A 20,192-nucleotide genomic window follows, 5' to 3' on the forward strand; every position below is an offset into this window, starting at 1 on the left:
CCTTAAATCGGGCATCTCAATAAGCTATCTTCATTCCCTGCTTCTTTTTTTATCCTATGTGAATTAGAAACAATACTCCAGATATTCAAGTGAAAATAATCCTATGTATTCAACAATGAGTCAATTTGGTTTGTAATTTTATGCAATGTTTATTTTTTGTAATATACTTTAATTCGATAGCTAATTAAAATAAGGTTTATATCATGGACATGAAAAAATATATTTTATCGCTTTCGTTGGTTACTTTAATGGGTTCCCATGCCTTTGCTACAACACAGGAAGGTGAAGATGCTTATAATCAGAAACGTTATGAAAAAGCATTTATTTTGCTCAGTCCTGAGGCGGAAAAAGGGGATGCCAAGGCTCAATATTTGTTAGGTAAAATGTATTACAATGCTCAGGGTGTAGCCTATAATGCGGACAAAACAGAGCAATTATTGCTAGCCTCAGCAAACCAGGGTAATGTCGACGCCCAGGTACTTCTCGCAGGATTTTACTGGTACCTTAATACTCCCGAAGGATTTAAAAAAGCTCTGACCTGGTATCAAAAAGCCGCAGATCAGAATAATCCGGACGGACAATATGGTCTGGGCTATATGTATGATACCGGCTCAGGAGTCCCTCAAAGTGCTGAAACAGCGATGATCTGGTATAAAAAAGCAGCTGAATTGGGAAATTCAAACGCCGCTTTAGCTATTGGTTATGATTACGATACCGGAACGGGTGTAAAAAAAGATAAAGCTGAAGCCATAGTATGGTATTCCAAGGCAGCAGATATGGGAAATGCCAGCGCTCAGTATAATCTTGGTTTAATGTATGAGCAGGGTGATGGTGTTCCTGTAGATTATAATAAAGCGTCTCAATATTTTGAAAAAGCAGCAGAACAAAATCACGCCAAATCTCAGTTGGAACTGGGTTATTTATACGATGCAGGAAAACTGGGCAGGACTGATTTGCAAAAGGCTGCTTATTGGTATCAAAAAAGTGCCGATTTAGGTAATGCTAATGCACAATATAATCTGGGTGATATGTACTTCTATGGTGATGGAGTAGGTAAAAATCTGGAGCAATCTGTGTTGTGGATGCGCAAGGCTGCAGAACAAGGATACGGTAAAGCTCAAAATCAATTGGGTATCTATTATCGTGATGGTATTGGGGTAACAGCAGATCCCGTAATGGCCTATGCATGGTTCAGCGCGGCTGTAAATCATGGCTACGATAAAGCATCCGCAAATCTGAGTGATCTTGAGAAATCATTAAGTGCTGACGATCTGGTTAAGGCCAAGATGTTAGGTCAGCAATACAGTGATAATTATAAATCTCAAACAGAATAACACAATTCCCGGGTGAGTGATTGCCTTCACCCGGGTCACTTTCAGATTCCTTTTTTTAATTGTATTATGGATGTCTATAACGGCTTTAATTAAAGCTGGCTAGCTCTCAGGTCAAGATATATTGCTGTTATCCGGAGTGAAAAGAAGGATCACCTGAAACTAGCACAGTGCCGATACAGGGAGATCCTTCACTACGTTCAGGATGACGTGATACCCAAAGAACACGTCATCCCGTGTGAAACGAGGGATCTTCTGAAACAGGCACAGTGCCGACATTGGGAGATCCTTCACTACGTTTAGGATGACGTGATACCCAAAGGACACGTCATCCCGAGAGAATCGAGGGATCTCCTGAAGCTGGCACAGTGCCGATATTGGGAGATCCTTCACTACGTTCAGGATGACGTGATACCCAAAGAACACGTCATCTTGAGAAAATCGAAGGATCTTCTGAATCATTTGAAGGTGTTATATCAGATAGTGATCTGTTTATACTGTTCACGATTCAGTTGCTCAGTTTAAATTGCATCAATTTTAAAGGAACACGGTGTCATGACAGAGAAAGCCAAAAGTAAAAAATCCTCCCCCAAAAAAAATCAAATTACCGTTTCTTCTCTTCTTTTTATTGATTTAATTTCTCTGTTCTTAAGCTTGATGCCGGCCGTTTTTGCCATGAGTGTGACGGGTTTGTTTATTTATCATGGTTACTCAAAAACCTGGCTTGTATTGCCGTTAGCGCCATTTATTCTTTTTTTTACATTAATTGCGATTATCTTCTTAATCAGAATCAGTTTACCCAGATTAAAACCTGGGCGTTATAAACGGGAATTGAATCGAATGATGATAGCCTGGTTTTGTCATTTTGCCTTGTCCCGCGCTGCAAAAATCACCGGATTTATTTTTATCATTCAATCTTTTAATGTATTGAAATTTTTGTATTGGCGAGCTTTGGGAGCCAATGTTTCTTTTCAAATTATGAATTCCTTTGATATCGATTTGGTAGATACTCCTCTGATTACAATAGGAAAAAATGTCACTATCGGTAGCAACGTAACCATCAGCTGTCATTCCGATGTGGGCAGTCTTGTTTTTATGTCTCCTGTTGTCATTGAGGATGATGTATTTATTGGGATGGCAACCAAAATAGGCCCCGGTACTACAATCAAAAAAGGGGCATGGATAGGATATGGCAATACTCTGGTCAATGAAACCGTGGAAGAAAATGCCAAACTTGGAAGTATTCGAGCAGTTTCAGAATAGTTGTTCAGGATGAGCGTTTTTTTGCAATGCAACCAATGTATTTTTTTAGCACCTGATGCAATTGTGGTTGTGAGTTCCCTTTATAACAGGCCAGATAAACAGGCGTTCCTCCAGTTTTTGAATTCGTTGCGATAATGCGGATTGAGTAATATGCAACTGTTGTGCTGCCTTGGAAAAATTAAGTGTTCTGGCAGTCACTGCAAAAGCTTCTAATTGCTGCGATGAGAGTTTCATAAATAAAATTAATGGATCAATAAGAATAATTAATTTTACTTATAATAAGGTAACAAATACAGTGCTTCCATCAAATAAGAGGATGGAACAGAATGAACAAGTATATAGTTGGCTTATTGTTAGTTTCTTCGCTGGCTCATGCTCAGTGTAGGGTTTATAAGAATGAACAGCCTTTAGAACCCCGCATGCATGATCCCTTGTTTTTATTGTTATCAAAAGCGTCATCCTGTCCTGTGGATATTCATGAGCTTAAAAAAATAGTTAAAGAACAGGGAATGAAAGAGCAGATCAGCATGGTAGCTAATCGAGGGCGAAACAACCCTAACCAAGGGAGTTTCAGTTTTTTTGAATCCGTTTATGGCAGAGTACCTACAGGCGATTTGATTGCTCGAGGCGACTTATTTTTGGGGTATTTTACCGATTTACACGATTCTGAAATTATATTGGATCAACAGCCTGAACCACGTAAATTATTGATAGAGGCTATCGCCTGGGATAAACAAAAAGCCTTATATAATTTTTATGAGCTCAGAGGGATAGACCATGGCGCTGTTCGATGGTTTTATCGAGGCGACTCAGAGGATGCCTATAAAGACAACACGTGGTTGTACCGAGATAGTCCTAAGGATGAACCCCATTTTGGCAATCGCATGCGCTGCTCCGCCTGTCATAACTCAGGCGGTCCCATCCTGAAAGAATTGAGCAAACCGCATAATGACTGGTGGACGGAACATCGCCCGTTAATTCTGACTCCCAATACTCCCGATCATGCGGTTAAGGCTTTATTACAGGAAGTAAGTGATGCAGAGTTGTTCGCCGATGATGTAGAGGCTGGAATGGTGAAACTGGCAAGGAGCAAGCGCATGAGCGAGGTTCAAACCAAATTATCCTTACAGGAACAATTACGTCCGTTATTCTGTACTAATGAAATCAATCTTGAGTCGAGTACTACGCGTTTAGAACATCGTGTTGCTATTCCTTCTTCATTTTGGCTTAATCCCTTACTGGGACGAATCGATTTATCGGTTTCTTATCAGGATTATCAGCAAGTGCTTCGAGACTTTGATATGCAATTTCCTGAAACCTCATTAAGAGATGCCGATCATGCATGGCTCACACCGGTTAAAGGACAGTCGGACATCCGGATGATTCGTCAATTGATTCAGCACAACGTAATCAACACACATTTTGCTGAGTCAGTTTTGATGGTGGATTTTATGCACCCAGTGTTTTCATCGCAACGTTGTGATTTATTAAAGCTTCTACCTAATCACGTTACGGGAGATTGGATGCTCCAGTTTTTAACCAATCTAAGGAAGAACAGCGCACAGTTTAAAGGAGCTGCAGTGTTGGCCGATTATTTGGATAATGAGACCTTTTCTCATCAGGTATTTATGGATTACATCAAACAATACAGCCAGGATCTGAATCAGTTAGTCGGTACGGTTGCTGGCTTAAGTGTCAGTTATCAATACCTGATAGAATTACGAACATTGGTATTTACCAGCGAACTGTCGCAAAATCCTCTGGGGCAGATTATGGAGCCGGGATTTAGAGTTATTTTTCCTGTGAGCAGAATGTTTAATGAGGGGTAAAGTTAATGTTAGCATCGCCAACTGAATTGTATTATTTCAATGAAGTCTGTCATACGCTTAATTTTTCCAGAGCCTCGGAACGATTAGGAATCAGTCAACCTTCATTAAGTCAGGCCATCAAACGTCTGGAGACTTTTATAGGAACGCCACTGTTCCTGAGAGTAAAAACCGGGGTCAAATTAACTAAAGCCGGTTGCCAATTACATAGTCATACCAAGGAGCTGTTAACGTTATGGGAACGGGTTAAATCTGAAAGCCTTGCCTCCTGCCAGGAAGTACAGGGCAGTATTACTCTGGGCTGCCATTCCACGGTGGCGCGTCATATTCTTCCCACTTTATTACCCGATTTTGTGGCGGATTATCCCCATCTGGAAATTGCCTTGATCCATGATCTATCAAGAAAAATAGTTGAGGGCGTCATTAACATGTCAATCGATGTAGGGATAGTAGTGAATCCCGTACAACATCCGGGAATTGTTTTAAAAAAATTATATCGGGATGAAGTGGGTTTTTGGCAAGCAAACGACTATCAGTGGTCATTTGAGCAAGGTGGAACAATTATTTGTGATCCTGAGTTAATGCAAACCCAACAAGTCCTGAGTACCCTTCGTGAACAGGGGCGAAGTAATTATCGATTATTGACCAGCAGTAATCTGGACGTAATCGCCAGTTTGGTTGCAAACGGGACTGGTATCGGGATTTTACCCTATAGTGTTGTTAAAACAGTACGATCAGCTTTAAAGGCTGTACCGGAAATGCCAAGTTATCAGGATGAAATATACCTGGCTTATCGTCCGGAGCAACGTGATATTATGGCTTTAAAAGAATTAATAAAAGCCATTAAAAATACCGTTAAGCTGCTTCATGCAGATGATCTGCAAACCAGCTCCTGAGCACTTCTTCACCCAGTATCTCATAAACGTAATTAAGAAATAACGTGAGAGACTCAACGAATTGGGATTCAGAATAGGCCAGGCTCTCTCTCATATTGGGTTCGTGGTGAAGAAAGCGACCGAAATAGTGGTGACAAAAGTCATGATAATCTCGGGTTATTAATATAAATTCATGCCACATATTATCTATGGCGCGCATTTCCTCATGCATTACCGGAATAAAATGCAGGTCAGGATTATCAGGGGAGCGCTCTGAATCCCAGGAATGTTTCTCACATAGCCATAAATAACGCAGCATCTCGGTAAACAGGTGCTCGGCTCGCGCAGCTTCTTTGGGAAAATTAGCTGCAAAGCGTTTAATTACTGCTGGATTCTTGTATTCCAGTACGTCTTTTAATTGCGGTAGTTGATTCATCATGGAGTACCTGTATTGTCTTTTAGGGAAACAATCAGGACTTACGAACAACTCCCAATCTCTTCGTTAAAAGGAATTGTTAATTCGTTCTGGAGACGTCATCTCGAACGAAGTGAGCGATCTCCTGAAACGGGTATTGAGCCTGCTTTTTGAGATCCTTCACTGCGTTCAGGATGACGAAATTTCAGAGGGAATTGAGACGTTACACCAATTCTATTTGCCTCGACCTTTGGTGGTTCGTAAGTCCTGATCTTGAGAATTAAAACTAAATGAATTAACCATGCATTCCACGGCAACATTTACAATGGATGATGCCTTTTGCTAATTTGGCTTTGATGATTGTATCGATTATTTGTTGTCTCATTTTGGGTTCCTTTTAGTTAAATGACGAACCCAGTATAGAAAGAACGAACCCATTCAACCATTAGGAATGGGTTATGATGATGATAACGTTTTGTTATATCTTTATTGTTGAATTATTCATCCTTACAGTCTGACAAGCTTTTAACGCAGGTTTCAGTACCATTGATATAACAACAATAATCATATCCTGTAGCACAACGAGTTCCATCCGAGCAACGAGCCCCATCATTTGCTGCAACTGGAACTGAATTAATCAATTGATTATTTTGCGATTGCTGTAAAGAACACCATTGGGCTGAATTGGCGCAGGCACTGGTAGAAACAAAGAATAAAACCAAAAGAGTACTCAATAATTTAGGCTTCATAGTATCTCCATATAATTAAGAACTACCTTATGAGTTTTGGACTTAAGCCATCTTAATCATTAAAACAGTGTCGTTTTCACAAACGAGTCTTGTCAAGTACATTATAGTATTGATTCAGCTGAATATCCGGGAGAGCATTTTGTTGTTATTCTCTAAATGATTAAGAATGACCTGCTCCAAATACTGTTGACATAGGAACAAAAGGAGTATGGCCACCACCTAGTGTAAAATCCACAGGCATATAAGGAATATTAAAGAGGAACAAGGCGATAATAAATAATATCGCAGTACCTATGTTGCCAATATAAATCCACTTTTTTTCCTTTTCAACGCTAAACCATGCTGTGATGGCGTAATTGATGCTGAATAATAACCCGACTAGTAAATAGATAAGGAGATTACTATCTAATGAGTATTCTTTTAAAACTTTGTAGGTCAATATCAGGAACAGTATAAATAAAACGACTCTATAAACACGCAAAAAGAATTTAATCCAGGCCGGGTATTTAATCTCATTTGTTCCATCCTGGTAGCATGCATTAAAAAAGATAATACCCAAGGAGGATAAGGGTAATAAAACAATGATCGAACTGATAAATACTTTTTCGCCATAGAAATTATGGATGTTGTACATCACAAAATAGATGATGCTGTGCAGGGCTAAAAATGGGAATAGATAATACATGATGCGTAAGAGCAAAAAACGTAAATTGTAAATGAGTTTGATTTGTTCCTGTCCGATACTTAATCCAATAAAAAAAACAGTAGTGTTGCTGATCAAATTGAAATGGTGGTTATTAAAATATAAGTTCCATAAAAAATCGCTGCCAACAGTTTTAAACAGCACGGCGCCAAGCATCATGATCATATTGGTCAGTGAGCAAAAAATACTTGCAACAAATATTAATGGAAGAGTATTCCACACCGCGGCAAATAAACTGCTGTATTGGATTCGCCAGGTATTGTCATGTTGGTAAGCATAGTGAAATGAATGGGTGACATAGACAAAAAATGGAAATCCAAGAAGAAAGGTGAATAAATGCAGGTAATGATTATTGGATAAATCTATTTTAAGAGGAATAAGTGGAAGAGATAAAAACAATGCAACGAATAAACTGGTTACTGCGAGACGTATCTGATTTTTTTCGTTATAGGCAAATGCGTATAATAGACAAAACAGGGTTGTTAAACTGTAATAAAAGACTGTGGTGCTTGTATTGCGAATTAATAAATCGATAGTAATCCCAAGAAGTAAACCAATAGTTGTAAAAATATAGATCCCTTTTTTCGTTGTCATTTTTTCTCCTGAAAGGGGATAATCAATTATTGCATCTTAATCAATAAGGTTTTGCACAGGTTAAATGCATTACTTTATGATACTAATCATTGAGAAACTCACAAAGCAACCGTTGAAAATGATGAGTACCCTGTTCTTTTGTTGGTGAAAATCGTCCCGTATCATAATATCGTGATTTAATGCCTTGTTGGACTGATTCTACGACGGCCTCATCTTCAAGTTCCACTTGATCCAGCGCGCCTCCTGCGCCTTTACCCAGTTTTGATTTATCCAGAACATAGGTCAAAAATGAAACTTTTGTTAATTCAGGACCAATGGGTTGAACTACATTGACTGAGCAACCCCATGGATAGAAATTCAACATGGTATTAGGGAAAATCCAATAATAATAGGCCGCAACTCGTGTTCCATAATCTTGTGACTCTCTTGGCAAGTCGAAACACTCTTCCCCTTCACGAGCCAGCGCGAGTTGTAAATTACTGTATCGGTACAGCTCAGTGGTATAAGTAGTACAATCAATAACCTGCCTTAATCCAGGATGTACAAAGGGGATGTGTAAGGCTTCCAGATAATTTTCACAATATAAAGCCCAGTGCGCTTTAACCATATAATCGCGGGAACACGTTGTATCAAGACGCATTTGATCCATAGGAAGCCAGGACAGCCTTTCTTTAATATCCGCAAATACCTCATGGAAGGGTACTGTCGGAGCCAGGGATGCAAAAATAAAGGGTTCCAGTGTATTGAAAGGGACTGGGGTGAGGTGCTCCCGGGCTGACGGAAAATCGAGGGTTTGCTCAAACTCGGGCATATGGATGAATTCACCGCAGTAATTAAATCGGCGTCCATGATAGGGGCATTTAATTTTTTGCGAGGAACAGGGTTGATCAACCAGAATTTTTCCTCTATGCGTGCAAATATTGCTTAAGCAGCGAATAATTCCGTGTTCATCTTTGGTAAAAAGCACAGGTTCGTTTAGAAAATCAGGCAGTAGGGTATGAGGTACAAGGGTTCCCTTGCTATTCAACGTATCGGTGCCAAGACAGAATTGCCAGGTTTTGCTGAATATTTTCTCTTTGCTTAATTCAAACCAATCCTGTGAGGTATAAAATTGCGAGGTAATGGTTGATGCTTTTGCAATATCCGGATCAACAAACAGGGTTTTCATAGTGACATCCTTAGTATAATACCAATCCAAAATTAAGACAGGACTTACGAAAAATGCCCAATGTCTTCATTAAAAGGACTCTTTAATTCGTTCCAAAGACGTCATCCCGAATGTAATGAGGGAACTCCCGAAACCGGCACAGTGCCTGCATTTGGAGATCCTTCACTGCGTTCAGGATGACGCAATAATCTCCGGGCACGTCATCCCGAATGTAATGAGGGAACTCCTGAAACCGGCACAGTGCCTGCATTTGGAGATCCTTCACTGCGTTCAGGATGACGTAATTTTCAGGATCATTGAGAAGTAACCCAAATTCCTTTTCCTAGCCCCTGGGAGTTTTCGTAAGTCTCCTTAGGGTCTAAACGCTAGAGTAACTCACCACGTACTGTCAATAATTTAATGATTAAGTGGAGGATTAAAAAGTAATTTGCCATCATAATGGTTGATTAATTGCCCTAATGATGTAAAATTGTGCATTATTTGAAATAAAGGATCAGCTAATGCGCTATTCCAGAATTATATCGTTCATCAATGGGTTAATGATGTCGGGCAATGTAATTGCACTAACACTTCCCGCAATACCTTCATTCAGTCCTTACGTCGATCTGACTTTGAATACTCATTGGGATTCTCAATCTCAGGATATGGTGCCTATGGATTTGACCACGCCAGCACACACTGAAGGAATAGGCGCCTATCATTTGGCTTTTATAACGGACAGTGGACAGTGTCAACCCGCTTGGGGAAGCCAACAGGCATACAGTCTGGAAAAGCAATGGGGTAAGCAGGAGGCAGATTCATTGGCCAACGCCGGAGTGCGGCTGACCGTCTCATTTGGTGGAGCCAATGGCACTGATGTATCGCAAAACTGTGATAAAAATCAGTTGAACACTATTTTTCAGCAGGTGATAAAAATTTATCACGCAACCGGTTTGGACTTTGATATTGAAAATGGAAGTGCAGATGTTTCCAAATTAATTGATGCATTGCAGAACATACAACAACAATACCCCGAACTTAAATTAAGTTTTACACTTCCAGTGATGCCAGAAGGATTAACCGGTGATGGGAAAAACGTGATTTACCAAGCGAAAAAGGCAGGTCTTCGATTTAACGTGAATATTATGGCTATGGATTACGGTCCAGCCTATAGCGGTGACATGGGGCTTTACGCCATTCAGGCTGCAACCAATGTTCAGTTGTTTTTAAAAGACATTTATCCTGAAAGAAGGCCTGCTTCTTTATGGAACCTGATTGAAGTTACTCCCATGATAGGCGTAAATGATGTGAACAGCGAACAGTTTACCTTGAGCGATGCAGATCATTTAAAGCGCTTTGCTTATGAGAATCAATTAGGCGGCTTATCCATGTGGTCTTTTACCCGAGACAAGCCGTGTTCCGATCAATGGGCCAGTCCTGTATGCAGCGGAAATAATCTGCAAAACAGAGATTATGAATACATCGCTCATTTTAAGTAATTAAGGTTGTGAGCATCTTCGTAAATCCTGAGAGTGTTTTCTCACAATGAGAATCTGTTGATTACTAAGAATCTAAAATTAAGCTTAATATTCTCGAAATAATCAATTAATATCAATTGAGGTCAGGCAGGACTGAACAGGTAACTGCTCCATAGGTTCGAGATACATCATCTCGAATGAAGTCAGATATCTCCTGAAATTGCCACGGTGCCTGGATTGGGAGATCCTTCACTGCGTTCAGGATGACGTGATAATCTTCGAGCACGTCATCCCGAATGCAATGAGGGATCTCCTGAATGTGGTGCTGTGCCTGGATTTGGAGATCCTTCACTGCGTTCAGGATGACGTGATAATCTTCGAGCACGTCATCCCGAATGCAATGAGGGATCTCCTGAATGTGGTGCTGTGCCTGGATTTGGAGATCCTTCACTGCGTTCAGGATGACGTACTTGTCGGAGCTCTTGATAACACTACTTATTGAAAGCCAATTAACGGATTTAGGATGATGATGTTGACTAAAAGGGAACGTTTTGAACAATGGCGAGGGACAGAAGCGCGTAACGAACAAGGTATTATAGATACTGTCATCATAATAGAAGATTATTTTACCACTCTGGACAGTCTTGCTCCGATAAAAAATGATCTTGCCCATCATAAAACAGATCATTTTGTGAAATTGAACGTATACGGTGGACGTTCATTTGGTGCTGTGGCTTTTTGCCGATTCGTCATAGAAGAGTCCATGGATTTAATGCCTGATACAGCATCAGACGACAAACACATTTTAATGGACTTAAGAAACATCCTGGGCGAACTTTATGTTAACCCGCGAAATAATACCGTAAATAAGGCAAATCGTTTAATTGGACATATCCAAAAATTATTAGCACGAACGATAGAGGATGTTACTCAATTAAAACAAACCAGATCATTGTGTTTCTCTATTTATTATATTCTTAAACTTCTTAAAGCTGGAATTGATAATCTAAGTGATTGGAAAAAAATTGCGCTAAGCGCTTTTATCGATCTGGGAAAAATTATACAGGATACTACGGTACTTGCTGAACTTACAGAAGAAAAAATCGCGCAAATTGACTTAGCACTGGAACAATTAAAGATTGAAGAAGCTAAAAAATTCGATTCAGATAAAACACTGCAAGATTATTTTAATGAACGATTCGCAGCAGTTTTTATGGCAGAAGAACGAGAAGATAGAAAATTTCTGAATCTGCGCTCGTCTCTGGATGAACTGAGCGATGGGATCAATTCCCTAATTGCGGCACGAAACACCCAACATGAAATTACTGTGAATATTCCCAAAATCCAATCATTATTAAGCACACTGTTGGAGAATGATCAGAGAGTGATCGGCAGGCAGTATTTTTTGGAATTAGTGAAGAACTCACAGGACTCATTTAATGTTTTGATGGAACATACCAAGGGAATTAAAAAAAATCAGTTAATTGAAAAAATGAATCAACTTAAAGATCCTGGAATCCTGCAAAATCTATCTTCCAAACTCTTGTATGGTATGAGCTGGGCAACCAGTTTTCTTACTATTGGTTACCGATTAGTGACCTCCAATTCACTGCAGGATTCCATAGCAAAAAAAATACCATCAACCCTTGATGCTCAATGTAAAGCGGAACTTAAAGTACTGGCAACGGACTATTTAGCTGAATTGAGGCGACAATCCGTAGATGTTCAAAATCAAATTACGGCTCTTGAAGAACACTTGTCCAGAGGCGATGCGGTTTTAAAAAAAATGATAAATCATGCCTCTAATGAAAGATTATCCGATGTTCTGACTGCAAATCACGCTGTAGGTAATGCATTTAGTGAATACAGAAGAATTTCATTTTCATTAGTCCAGAAAAATCATTTTTTGACATCACTTAAAGAAACGCACAGCCAGATATGTGATTTTATTCAGCAACATGATGGATGGTTGGTGAAATTATCCAATTTTTTTGCTCAATTTTTTACATTTTTTAAATCAGAAACAGCACTATTGATCGATCGTGCCCGCGCTCTGAAGCACAATTTAGTGAGTTTTGAAACGGAATATAGAAAAGAAGTTAACAATGGTGTGATAGCAATTCAAAATAATCCTGATTTACCCAAAGAGATTAAAGATAAGTTTGTTAAGCAGTTCGGTATCGTCAAATCCCTGGAATCGGACAGGGTTATTCGTCCTGCGATCAGTAAGGAAGAGCTCGATACACTTATCAATAACACGTCACTTTTCTTTAATCAGGGCAGGAAGCATCGTCTACTGAGTCCGCAAATAAGAAATGAATCTACTGCAACTGATGGAGCTGTATTTTCTTTTTAATTCAACAGGTTACCTGATATAAGTGTAACTTCTCGATAAGTGTTGGAGTTTCGTCATCCTGAACGATGTGAAGGATCTCCCAATGCAAGCACAGCACCCTATTCAGGAGATCCCTCGTTACACTCGGGATGACGGATGAATTTCGTCATCCTGAACGAAGTGAAGGATCTCCAAATTCAGGAACAATACCACGTTCAGGAGATCCCTCGTTCCACTCGGGATGACGGATAAATTTCGTCATCCTGAACGCAGTGAAGGATCTCCAAATTCAGGAACAAGATCCCTCATTGCATTCGGGATGACGTGCTCCGGATAAATTTCGTCATCCTGAACGCAGTGAAGGATCTCCAAATTCAGGAACAATACCACGTTCAGGAGATCCCTCGTTCCACTCGGGATGACGGATAAATTTCGTCATCCTGAACGCAGTGAAGGATCTCCAAATTCAGGAACAATACCACGTTCAGGAGATCCCTCGTTACACTCGGGATGACGGATGAATTTCGTCATCCTGAACGAAGTAAAGGCTCTCCCAATGCAAGCACAGCACCCCATTCATGAGATCCCTCGTTACACTCGGGATGACGGATGAATTTCGTCATCCTGAACGAAGTAAAGGCTCTCCCAATGCAAGTACAGCGCCCCATTCATGAGATCCCTCGTTACACTCGGGATGATGGATGAATTTCGTCATCCTGAACGCAGTGAAGGATCTCCAAATTCAGGCACAATACCACGTTCAGGAGATACCTCATTTTATTCGGGATGACGATACCAGAGGATATTGAGAAGTTACATAGGATTTAAATTCGGGTGAGATTTATATGAATTAGGTCTGATGATTCAGTATCATCAGACCTAATGGGTACAATGCAGCGGAGATTAATTACTGAAATTGAATTTAGTGTGATAAGGATACTCTTGATCAGGGTATGAATTATCTTTTTTGGAAGAACCAAACAGAGAGTTAACCGCACCACCAATTAAATCAATTAAATTAACTAAAGGACTTAAAATAGCTGCAACTAAAAATAAGGGAGAGGCAAGTAATGATTTACCACATTCTTTTAAATTATCAATAGCTTCAGAAAAACTTAATTCAAGAATGTTTGAAAAAGTAAGCAATAATTTGCTGCCTGCTTCTAACAGGAGTGCAAGACTGGCTGATGTTAACAAAACAGGTGCTGTACCTACAGATGCTGTTCGAAAAGCAAAATCACTCGCAGATTTATATTTCGCAAAAAAAACCGGTCTATCATCACTGTCGATAAGTGGATATAAGGTGGCTCCAACAAATTTTTCTTTAACACTTCTACGGTCTCTCAAAAGATGCTCCAAAATAAATAAATGAAGCCGAATTATAACACAAATTGATAAAATTTAAACACATTGAGTGTGGTTTTTTATTAATTCCAAATGAAATAATTTTATCGACGTTCCGCAGAATTTTTTTTGGGAATGTGAGCAAAAGACAGAACGAAGTAAGCGAGCTGGAAATGAATCTTCTGCGGCAGATGGTGACAATGCTGATTCAATTAGCAAATAGACTGAATTGGGAACTGATTCGTTACGTGTTATTTGATAATTCGCTGCAAATATAGTAGGGTTTATTAGGTTCTGTGCACTTCTCTACTATCTCGGCCACAATGGCCTTATTTTTTGTGCCCCGATGCTCACATACTGATGTATGCTTCGCTTCGGCCCTCAAAAATAAGTTCATTTTGAGGCAAGCTAGCGATAAGTGCACAGAATCTAGCAATCGCATTAAAACTTCGGCGCATCCTTACAGCTTGAAAGTAGCCAGCGAACTTATAGATGTCCCGGGCTAACCTCGTGAGATCCTTAGTTTAATTGCCGACAAACCCTGGTTAACAAGAACTGCACTAAAAGGAGTTTAGTCCATCGTGAATATTTTAATAGCTGGAGCTTCAGGTTTAATTGGTCAGGAGTTGATTCATGGTTTATCTCAGGAGCATCATTTTACCGTACTTGGCAGACATAAAGATTTATTACGTCAGGTTTTTTCAGGACAATTTGTGTCGGTTTCCTGGGATGAATTGGATACATTAGATGCCAGTGAATTTGACGCAGTGATTAATTTGTGTGGATTAAATATTTCGGCTGCGCGTTGGACACCTAAAATAAAAGAAGAAATCATAACTTCACGCGTAGAGACTACTGAACGTTTGGCGCGTTGGATTATAAAACAAAAGGCCAATCCTCACTTTTACTGTGCCAACGCAGTCGGAATCTATGGCATGCAGGAACATGGTGAATCTGCTGTTTTAAGTGAGGATACGGTTATTGATTTTTCCCGTCCTAAAGATTTCTTAAGCGAGGTAGGGATACGTTGGCAACAGGCATTACAAGAAGCAGAAACAGCAGGACTTGCTGTGACGTCAACTCGATTTGGTGTGGTTTTAAAGAAAGGCAAAGGAATGTTGGGGAAATTATATCCCAGTTTTATCAGTGGATTTGGAAGTGTTATAGGAAACGGAAAGCAATATATATCCTGGGTGGACAGTAAGGATGTCGTCAATGCTTATCGATTTTTGCTCGAACGGCCTGATATTACAGGAGCTGTGAATCTTACTTCTCCTAATCCATGCATGCAAAAGGATTTTGCCAAAGCCTATGCTAAATCCCTGCATCGCCCGTTATTGTTAATGACACCGGCTTTTGTTATTCATCTTTTATTCGGTGAAATGGGTGATTGTTTAATCAATCATGGTCAACGAGTAATTCCCAAACGATTACTGGATGAGGGATTTACATTCCAATTCCCTACAATTGATAAGGCATTGGAGTATGAAGTAACAGCCACGGATAAAGTGTGATTTGGATGGTGATTCAGGAGCTGTTGACTATAGCTTGATAACTCTTGGGTGGTGCGACTTGTCCCTGAACGCTTCTCACTTTTGTACGTCATCCTCGCGAAAGCGGGGATCCATGCAACAAGGTGGCATGGTGCTAATTTTTAGGATGGATTCTCGCTTTTGGGAGGATGACAACCTAATTAAAAGTGAGATATTCATAGGAAAAAGCTCTGGCAGGTAAGCGTTTTCAGGTACTCGTCAAACTGAATAGGCAACACCATCCAGACTGGTTCATTAATTTATTGCGGGACAGGACATGAAGATATTTAAAAATGGACGATTGGCGCCACCAGCGAATATGTATTTACATTTAATCCGTAATTGGTTTATTGGTATCTTTCTTATTGTCGCCGCATTATCTGTAGGCATGCTGGGCTATCATGTGTTTGAAGGAATGCCATGGGTCGATTCTTATTTAAATGCGTCAATGATTCTTTCCGGAATGGGGCCTGCCGCTACTTTAACGACCTCAGCAGGTAAAATATTCGCCGGAACTTATGCATTATTCAGTGGGCTTGCTTTTATTGCCATTGTTGTAGTCATGTTGTCGCCAGTAATACATCGGTTTTTTCGTAAAATTCACATGGAAAGTGGCGCTACAAAGGATCAATAACTGATTGACTTCAGGTGATTAGCACGAGTTTTTTGATGCAGTGATCAGGTGAAATCCGCAAAACGAGATGCGTTTTGCGGGATGACTCAATAGACTATTAATGAGCTCTTTTGAAGAAGTATTTTAGTCTCATTGGGGTAATTTGTTGATTATCATTGATTGCAGCTGCGAATACATCCTGACGACCTGTATCGTAATCGCAAATAACCGCGCCGCCATGTTGCTCAGGAACTCCAGGAGCACTCATAGTACTTAAAATTTCATTAGCGCCTTCAATAGCAACTTCAGTAGAGTCTGCTTCTACTGGAGCGATAAGAAATCCCCAGGTAGATTCAGTATTGTAGTTGCTGATATTATAGCTGATATAAATATTAGGCCCAATTTCTTCAGCCATAGATATGCCTTCCGCTTTAATATCATTTATGTTGGGGCATATGCTTTCTTGTCCAGCAAAAGCAGATCCAGCGAGAAGTAATGCGCCAGCAAAAGCAGCTAATTTCGATTTCAACATCATGTTCTGTACTCCTGACTTGTTTATTAAAAAAATCAGCAAAAGAGTACCACTTGCTTATAAGATTTACAACAGAGTATTTTTTTGGAATCGAGGGTTAAAAATAAATCATGGACTTTTGTTTTTAGCGCAGTGAATTATCTAATAGTATTTTAAATCAATTACTTATAGGATTTTCTGGTAACTTCTCAATAAGTCCGGGAAACGTCATCCCGAACACTGTGAGGGCTCTCCTGAAAGTGGCACTGTGCCTGGATTTGGAGATCCCTCGTTACACTCGGGATGACGAATTTCCCGGACTTATTGAGAAGCTACATTTTCAGGGCTGTTGAACGTTACCTCTTCTGACACTGCTCTGTATACTTATTTTTGCCTAATAGCTCATCCTTGAAGAGCTGGCCTGTGAGTTCTGCTGAATTAAATGAGTCCCGATAAGCTGAGCTAATATATTTATTTGTCGTTCATACATGGCACGATCGTAACCTCCTTCCAAACCCCAATATATGCCTGTAATATGTTCTTTGTTTTCATTATATAACTCGAATATTTGTTCATAAAAAAAAGTTAAATCCCCATCATTAAATCGGGTTTTACTTGCCTCTGATTGTGACATCATCCGATCATTGACCCATTTTCCGCAGGGAGCGGTTTCGTCTTCGTGTGAATCCCAGCCTGTTGGTAATAAAAGGGCGACTTTATGGTGATGCGTTTTTGCCTGTGCAATCTGCTCTTTAAGCTTGGTGAGAGCAAATTGAAGCGCCGGATGAAGATCAATTTTTTTACGGGACGTCAAACTTAAATCGACAGCATAATATTCCAGATTATTGTGGTTCCAACATTTAATTTTTTCGCCAACCTCAGTACCCATTGAATTGAATTCCTGATTAATATAAGAATGATCCTGGCCTGGATACACTCTTGAGTCAAAGATATCAATGTGGCATATATTCATGTGGGATGCTGTCTGGCACAGAATCTGACATAAGCCATTATCCCTGTTCACATCAGTTCCAATTATAACGTAGTGCACCGGTTCCTCGTGTACAGTCTCCCAAAACTTCATGAGAACAGCGGTCTTGTTGATAAGACAAAAACCACTGCCTTCATTACTAAATGCATGATGAGTGGGTAAACCAAAGGAAAAAATTATTTTTGAAGGATTTAATAACGTAGTCGCGAGATCGGTGATCAGCACTCTAAAAGTTTCTGGAGTGATCACGATGTCTGAATTTATTTCTTTAACCCCTCTTTTCGATGCCTGAATGGAATAATCTATTAATTGCTTCAAGTAATCTCTAGGGTGGATTGCAAGCAGGGATTGGAGAATTATGTCGGTTTCAGGAATTTGATCTAATAAATGAAAGGCTGCTGGACGATTCCCTTTGGTGATTTCTCCAAATAACTGGGACCAGCGCTCGGGTACACTTCCCTGAGTGTTGGTCATGATCGGTAACGAATGGTAATTTTTCAGTGCCTGAGTCATATGCATAATGCGAGCTTGTTGATCTTCCTTACCACCGGCAGGCATATGATGCATCTGAGCTATCTCGTCAGGGGAGGGAATTTGAATGTAACACTCAGATAGATCAAATTCCTCAATGTCATCCTGAACTGAATTTAATAAATGCATACGTTCATCAATTTGGGCGATGATGCGTCTCAGAATTTGTTTTATAGCGGGTCTAAGATTGGAGAAATAAGGGTCTTGAATATAAGAGTTTATTAATTCTTTATATTCAATGAGATCCTCAATGGATTGCTGTTCCAGGAACTTTTTAGTTTTAAATAACTGATTAAGTGCGATTATGTCCTTTCTAAGGCTACTCGGCGATTGCTTCTCAAAAAATGTTCTTGGCATATAATATCCTGAGCAATTCAGTTCAGCTTATAATTAATATTCTAGTCTATACAGTTTAGCTGGTGTAGGCTATATGCTCAGGACTTTGGAAATAATGTGATCAATTGGCACGACATGCTGGAACATCCTGACGATAAATAATTGGGAGTACTTATTAATGATAACTCATAAAATAGTTCAATTATCACCTAAACCTTATGGAGTACATCTTATCACCAATGAGATATTAAATAAGGCTGAACTGTCTGGATCAGGAGTCCTGCATCTGTTTATTCAACATACTTCAGCTGCTTTGGCATTAAATGAAAATGCATCACCTGATGTGTTAACGGATGTGCACCAATTCTTTTGTGATTTTGTTCCTGAAAACAGGCAATACCGACATAAGGAAGAAGGTCCAGATGATATGCCTGCTCATATTAAATCCATAATTTGTGGCGCATCCTTAAGCATCCCTTATCTGAATAACTCTTTATTACTAGGTGTTTGGCAAGGAATTTACTTAATGGAATTCAGGAGGAACGCAGGCACCAGGAATATTGTCTTGAGCCTGCTGAGTTAATTCCTGGCGCAGGGTATTAATTTTTTCTGGCAATAACTGTGGGAAATATTCCCTGACTGTCATAGATAATGTCCAATACGTCAAAGCCTGCTTTATTCAACTGTTCACGGGTCTGATCCTCGGTTCTGTAGGTTTGCCAGTTGGCCTGTATGATATCGTTAAAAAGAGCATGTTGTTTCAGTGCATCGTCGCTGTTGATATTCTTCCAGGTGGATTGACTGTTAAATTTGGGAGGAGGTGTAATGAAACTGGTTATTAATATCCCTTTATTTTTTAATGCGTTATAAAATTGTTTGTACAGTAACGTGACTTGTTCATCATCAGATTCGTAAATATTAAGTCCATTACTGGTTATCAGGTTAAATTGTGATTCAATTCCCAGGTTCCATGCATCTTTTATCAAAAATGAGACGTTTTTAAAATCATATTTAACAGCATTCTGTGCGGCAAGTTCTATTGATCCATTATCCAAATCGATTCCAACCAGATTGATGTTGGTTTTATTTGAATAATCCAGACTGAGGAGATCATCCATTAATCCACAGGGAATTGAAGCCAGTGTCCAATTATCCTGTATATGTAATTGCAGTTGTTCCTGAAATATTTTGAAGCGTTCTTTAGTTGCTTTAAATCCTGGTGCTTTATTTAACAGCCAATGCTCTAAAGGGTGCATGGATTCTTTTTTCATGCTGTACAGAATGACATAGGCAGTCCAATACCCATTGAGGCCTCTGTTGGATAATAAAAACCGCCCCAGCTCAAATTGAGATAATCCATCAAGTAATTTGAGTTCCTCATCCAGAGGAAGAATTAAGCCATCCGAATTTTTAAGTCTGTTTTGGTGTTCGGATAAATTAATATTAATGCTGTTGTTATGTGAAATAAGCACGTTAAATTCCCTATTGGTTCATGTGGAGCCTAGTATATAACTTCCTTTAATCACATATCCAGAATCTTGAATCCGGACTTGGCAAAAACCCCATTTCTTTCGCGAGGATTACGTATCACTTCTTTTGCCTCAACCCTGGAGTTTTT

20 protein-coding genes are annotated in these 20,192 nt (G+C 39.6%); 9 read left to right on the top strand and 11 right to left on the bottom strand.

Annotated elements, in window-relative coordinates; all coding sequences use genetic code 11:
- The first annotated feature begins 203 nt into the window (after window positions 1-203).
- Window positions 204-1,334 carry an SEL1-like repeat protein gene (locus tag IZU94_RS14980; RefSeq protein WP_203112351.1) on the top strand — a complete coding sequence of 377 codons (1,131 nt, stop codon included), beginning with the start codon at window positions 204-206 and terminating at the stop codon, window positions 1,332-1,334.
- A gap of 552 nt (window positions 1,335-1,886) precedes the next feature.
- A complete protein-coding gene (locus IZU94_RS14985; RefSeq protein ID WP_203112354.1) occupies window positions 1,887-2,594 on the top strand; it encodes a DapH/DapD/GlmU-related protein in 708 nt (235 codons plus the stop codon).
- A 45-nt stretch (window positions 2,595-2,639) separates the two neighbouring features.
- Here IZU94_RS14985 and IZU94_RS14990 read toward each other — a convergent pair whose 3' ends face one another.
- Window positions 2,640-2,828, bottom strand: a complete 189-nt coding sequence (locus IZU94_RS14990; protein ID WP_203112357.1) for a LysR family transcriptional regulator — start codon at window positions 2,826-2,828, stop codon at window positions 2,640-2,642.
- 92 nt (window positions 2,829-2,920) lie between these two features.
- On the opposite strand from IZU94_RS14990, the gene IZU94_RS14995 reads away from it, so the two are divergent.
- Together IZU94_RS14995 and IZU94_RS15000 are read left to right on the top strand one after the other, a co-directional pair.
- Window positions 2,921-4,423, top strand: coding sequence for a hypothetical protein (locus IZU94_RS14995; protein WP_203112360.1), 1,503 nt, complete (start codon window positions 2,921-2,923; stop codon window positions 4,421-4,423).
- 5 nt (window positions 4,424-4,428) lie between these two features.
- Window positions 4,429-5,316: a LysR family transcriptional regulator gene (locus IZU94_RS15000; protein WP_203112363.1), complete on the top strand. Its 888-nt coding sequence runs from the start codon at window positions 4,429-4,431 to the stop codon at window positions 5,314-5,316.
- On the opposite strand, the gene IZU94_RS15005 is transcribed toward IZU94_RS15000, so the two are convergent.
- The 5 genes from IZU94_RS15005 to IZU94_RS15025 form a co-directional block, all read right to left on the bottom strand.
- Window positions 5,276-5,734, bottom strand: coding sequence for a UCP032817 domain-containing protein (locus tag IZU94_RS15005; RefSeq protein WP_203112366.1), 459 nt, complete (start codon window positions 5,732-5,734; stop codon window positions 5,276-5,278). The genes IZU94_RS15000 and IZU94_RS15005 overlap by 41 nt on opposite strands.
- A 473-nt stretch (window positions 5,735-6,207) precedes the next feature.
- Window positions 6,208-6,459, bottom strand: a complete 252-nt coding sequence (locus IZU94_RS15010) for a hypothetical protein (protein ID WP_203112368.1) — start codon at window positions 6,457-6,459, stop codon at window positions 6,208-6,210.
- Between the two features lie 160 nt (window positions 6,460-6,619).
- Complete coding sequence (locus IZU94_RS15015; protein WP_203112371.1) at window positions 6,620-7,756, bottom strand: hypothetical protein; 1,137 nt, start codon at window positions 7,754-7,756, stop codon at window positions 6,620-6,622.
- An 82-nt stretch (window positions 7,757-7,838) separates the two neighbouring features.
- A complete protein-coding gene (locus IZU94_RS15020) occupies window positions 7,839-8,924 on the bottom strand; it encodes an SRPBCC family protein (protein WP_203112383.1) in 1,086 nt (361 codons plus the stop codon).
- A gap of 82 nt (window positions 8,925-9,006) precedes the next feature.
- Window positions 9,007-9,174: a hypothetical protein gene (locus IZU94_RS15025; RefSeq protein WP_203112385.1), complete on the bottom strand. Its 168-nt coding sequence runs from the start codon at window positions 9,172-9,174 to the stop codon at window positions 9,007-9,009.
- Between the two features lie 250 nt (window positions 9,175-9,424).
- On the opposite strand from IZU94_RS15025, the gene IZU94_RS15030 reads away from it, so the two are divergent.
- Window positions 9,425-10,402 (top strand): chitinase, encoded by a 978-nt coding sequence (locus tag IZU94_RS15030; protein ID WP_203112388.1) that lies wholly within the window; start codon window positions 9,425-9,427, stop codon window positions 10,400-10,402.
- A 112-nt stretch (window positions 10,403-10,514) separates the two neighbouring features.
- On the opposite strand, the gene IZU94_RS15035 is transcribed toward IZU94_RS15030, so the two are convergent.
- Entirely contained in the window at window positions 10,515-10,832 is a 318-nt protein-coding gene (locus IZU94_RS15035) for a hypothetical protein (RefSeq protein WP_203112391.1), read from the bottom strand.
- 72 nt (window positions 10,833-10,904) lie between these two features.
- Between IZU94_RS15035 and IZU94_RS15040 the strand changes: the two genes are divergently transcribed.
- Window positions 10,905-12,737 carry a hypothetical protein gene (locus tag IZU94_RS15040; RefSeq protein WP_203112394.1) on the top strand — a complete coding sequence of 611 codons (1,833 nt, stop codon included), beginning with the start codon at window positions 10,905-10,907 and terminating at the stop codon, window positions 12,735-12,737.
- Between the two features lie 882 nt (window positions 12,738-13,619).
- Here the strand turns inward: IZU94_RS15040 and IZU94_RS15045 are convergent.
- The gene (locus IZU94_RS15045; protein ID WP_203112397.1) at window positions 13,620-14,063 is read right to left on the bottom strand and encodes a hypothetical protein; all 444 of its coding nucleotides are present in this window, start codon (window positions 14,061-14,063) and stop codon (window positions 13,620-13,622) included.
- A gap of 578 nt (window positions 14,064-14,641) precedes the next feature.
- Here IZU94_RS15045 and IZU94_RS15050 point away from each other — a divergent pair.
- Together IZU94_RS15050 and IZU94_RS15055 are read left to right on the top strand one after the other, a co-directional pair.
- Window positions 14,642-15,574, top strand: coding sequence for a TIGR01777 family oxidoreductase (locus IZU94_RS15050; RefSeq protein WP_203112399.1), 933 nt, complete (start codon window positions 14,642-14,644; stop codon window positions 15,572-15,574).
- 295 nt (window positions 15,575-15,869) lie between these two features.
- Window positions 15,870-16,226 (top strand): hypothetical protein, encoded by a 357-nt coding sequence (locus IZU94_RS15055; protein ID WP_203112402.1) that lies wholly within the window; start codon window positions 15,870-15,872, stop codon window positions 16,224-16,226.
- Between the two features lie 97 nt (window positions 16,227-16,323).
- On the opposite strand, the gene IZU94_RS15060 is transcribed toward IZU94_RS15055, so the two are convergent.
- Window positions 16,324-16,740 (bottom strand): DUF4949 domain-containing protein, encoded by a 417-nt coding sequence (locus IZU94_RS15060; RefSeq protein ID WP_203112405.1) that lies wholly within the window; start codon window positions 16,738-16,740, stop codon window positions 16,324-16,326.
- 370 nt (window positions 16,741-17,110) lie between these two features.
- Window positions 17,111-18,595 carry an arginase family protein gene (locus IZU94_RS15065; protein WP_203112408.1) on the bottom strand — a complete coding sequence of 495 codons (1,485 nt, stop codon included), beginning with the start codon at window positions 18,593-18,595 and terminating at the stop codon, window positions 17,111-17,113.
- Between the two features lie 157 nt (window positions 18,596-18,752).
- Here IZU94_RS15065 and IZU94_RS15070 point away from each other — a divergent pair, with 157 nt between their 5' ends.
- The gene (locus IZU94_RS15070; protein WP_203112411.1) at window positions 18,753-19,157 is read left to right on the top strand and encodes a secondary thiamine-phosphate synthase enzyme YjbQ; all 405 of its coding nucleotides are present in this window, start codon (window positions 18,753-18,755) and stop codon (window positions 19,155-19,157) included.
- A 16-nt stretch (window positions 19,158-19,173) separates the two neighbouring features.
- On the opposite strand, the gene IZU94_RS18470 is transcribed toward IZU94_RS15070, so the two are convergent.
- The gene (locus tag IZU94_RS18470; protein ID WP_203112414.1) at window positions 19,174-20,046 is read right to left on the bottom strand and encodes a class I SAM-dependent methyltransferase; all 873 of its coding nucleotides are present in this window, start codon (window positions 20,044-20,046) and stop codon (window positions 19,174-19,176) included.
- Window positions 20,047-20,192: the final 146 nt, after the last annotated feature.

Source organism: Legionella bononiensis (genome assembly GCF_016786215.1).
In the GTDB taxonomy this organism is placed as follows: domain Bacteria; phylum Pseudomonadota; class Gammaproteobacteria; order Legionellales; family Legionellaceae; genus Legionella; species Legionella bononiensis.

Coding starts and splice junctions, on each gene's coding strand:
- IZU94_RS14980 (WP_203112351.1), top strand. CDS start 204: ATGGACATGAAAAAATATATTTTATCGCTTTCGTTGGTTACTTTAATG.
- IZU94_RS15025 (WP_203112385.1), bottom strand. CDS start 9,174: ATGCAGGCACTGTGCCGGTTTCAGGAGTTCCCTCATTACATTCGGGAT.
- IZU94_RS15015 (WP_203112371.1), bottom strand. CDS start 7,756: ATGACAACGAAAAAAGGGATCTATATTTTTACAACTATTGGTTTACTT.
- IZU94_RS15000 (WP_203112363.1), top strand. CDS start 4,429: ATGTTAGCATCGCCAACTGAATTGTATTATTTCAATGAAGTCTGTCAT.
- IZU94_RS14990 (WP_203112357.1), bottom strand. CDS start 2,828: ATGAAACTCTCATCGCAGCAATTAGAAGCTTTTGCAGTGACTGCCAGA.
- IZU94_RS15040 (WP_203112394.1), top strand. CDS start 10,905: ATGATGATGTTGACTAAAAGGGAACGTTTTGAACAATGGCGAGGGACA.
- IZU94_RS15020 (WP_203112383.1), bottom strand. CDS start 8,924: ATGAAAACCCTGTTTGTTGATCCGGATATTGCAAAAGCATCAACCATT.
- IZU94_RS15030 (WP_203112388.1), top strand. CDS start 9,425: ATGCGCTATTCCAGAATTATATCGTTCATCAATGGGTTAATGATGTCG.
- IZU94_RS15060 (WP_203112405.1), bottom strand. CDS start 16,740: ATGATGTTGAAATCGAAATTAGCTGCTTTTGCTGGCGCATTACTTCTC.
- IZU94_RS15055 (WP_203112402.1), top strand. CDS start 15,870: ATGAAGATATTTAAAAATGGACGATTGGCGCCACCAGCGAATATGTAT.
- IZU94_RS15065 (WP_203112408.1), bottom strand. CDS start 18,595: ATGCCAAGAACATTTTTTGAGAAGCAATCGCCGAGTAGCCTTAGAAAG.
- IZU94_RS15070 (WP_203112411.1), top strand. CDS start 18,753: ATGATAACTCATAAAATAGTTCAATTATCACCTAAACCTTATGGAGTA.
- IZU94_RS14995 (WP_203112360.1), top strand. CDS start 2,921: ATGAACAAGTATATAGTTGGCTTATTGTTAGTTTCTTCGCTGGCTCAT.
- IZU94_RS15005 (WP_203112366.1), bottom strand. CDS start 5,734: ATGATGAATCAACTACCGCAATTAAAAGACGTACTGGAATACAAGAAT.
- IZU94_RS15010 (WP_203112368.1), bottom strand. CDS start 6,459: ATGAAGCCTAAATTATTGAGTACTCTTTTGGTTTTATTCTTTGTTTCT.
- IZU94_RS14985 (WP_203112354.1), top strand. CDS start 1,887: ATGACAGAGAAAGCCAAAAGTAAAAAATCCTCCCCCAAAAAAAATCAA.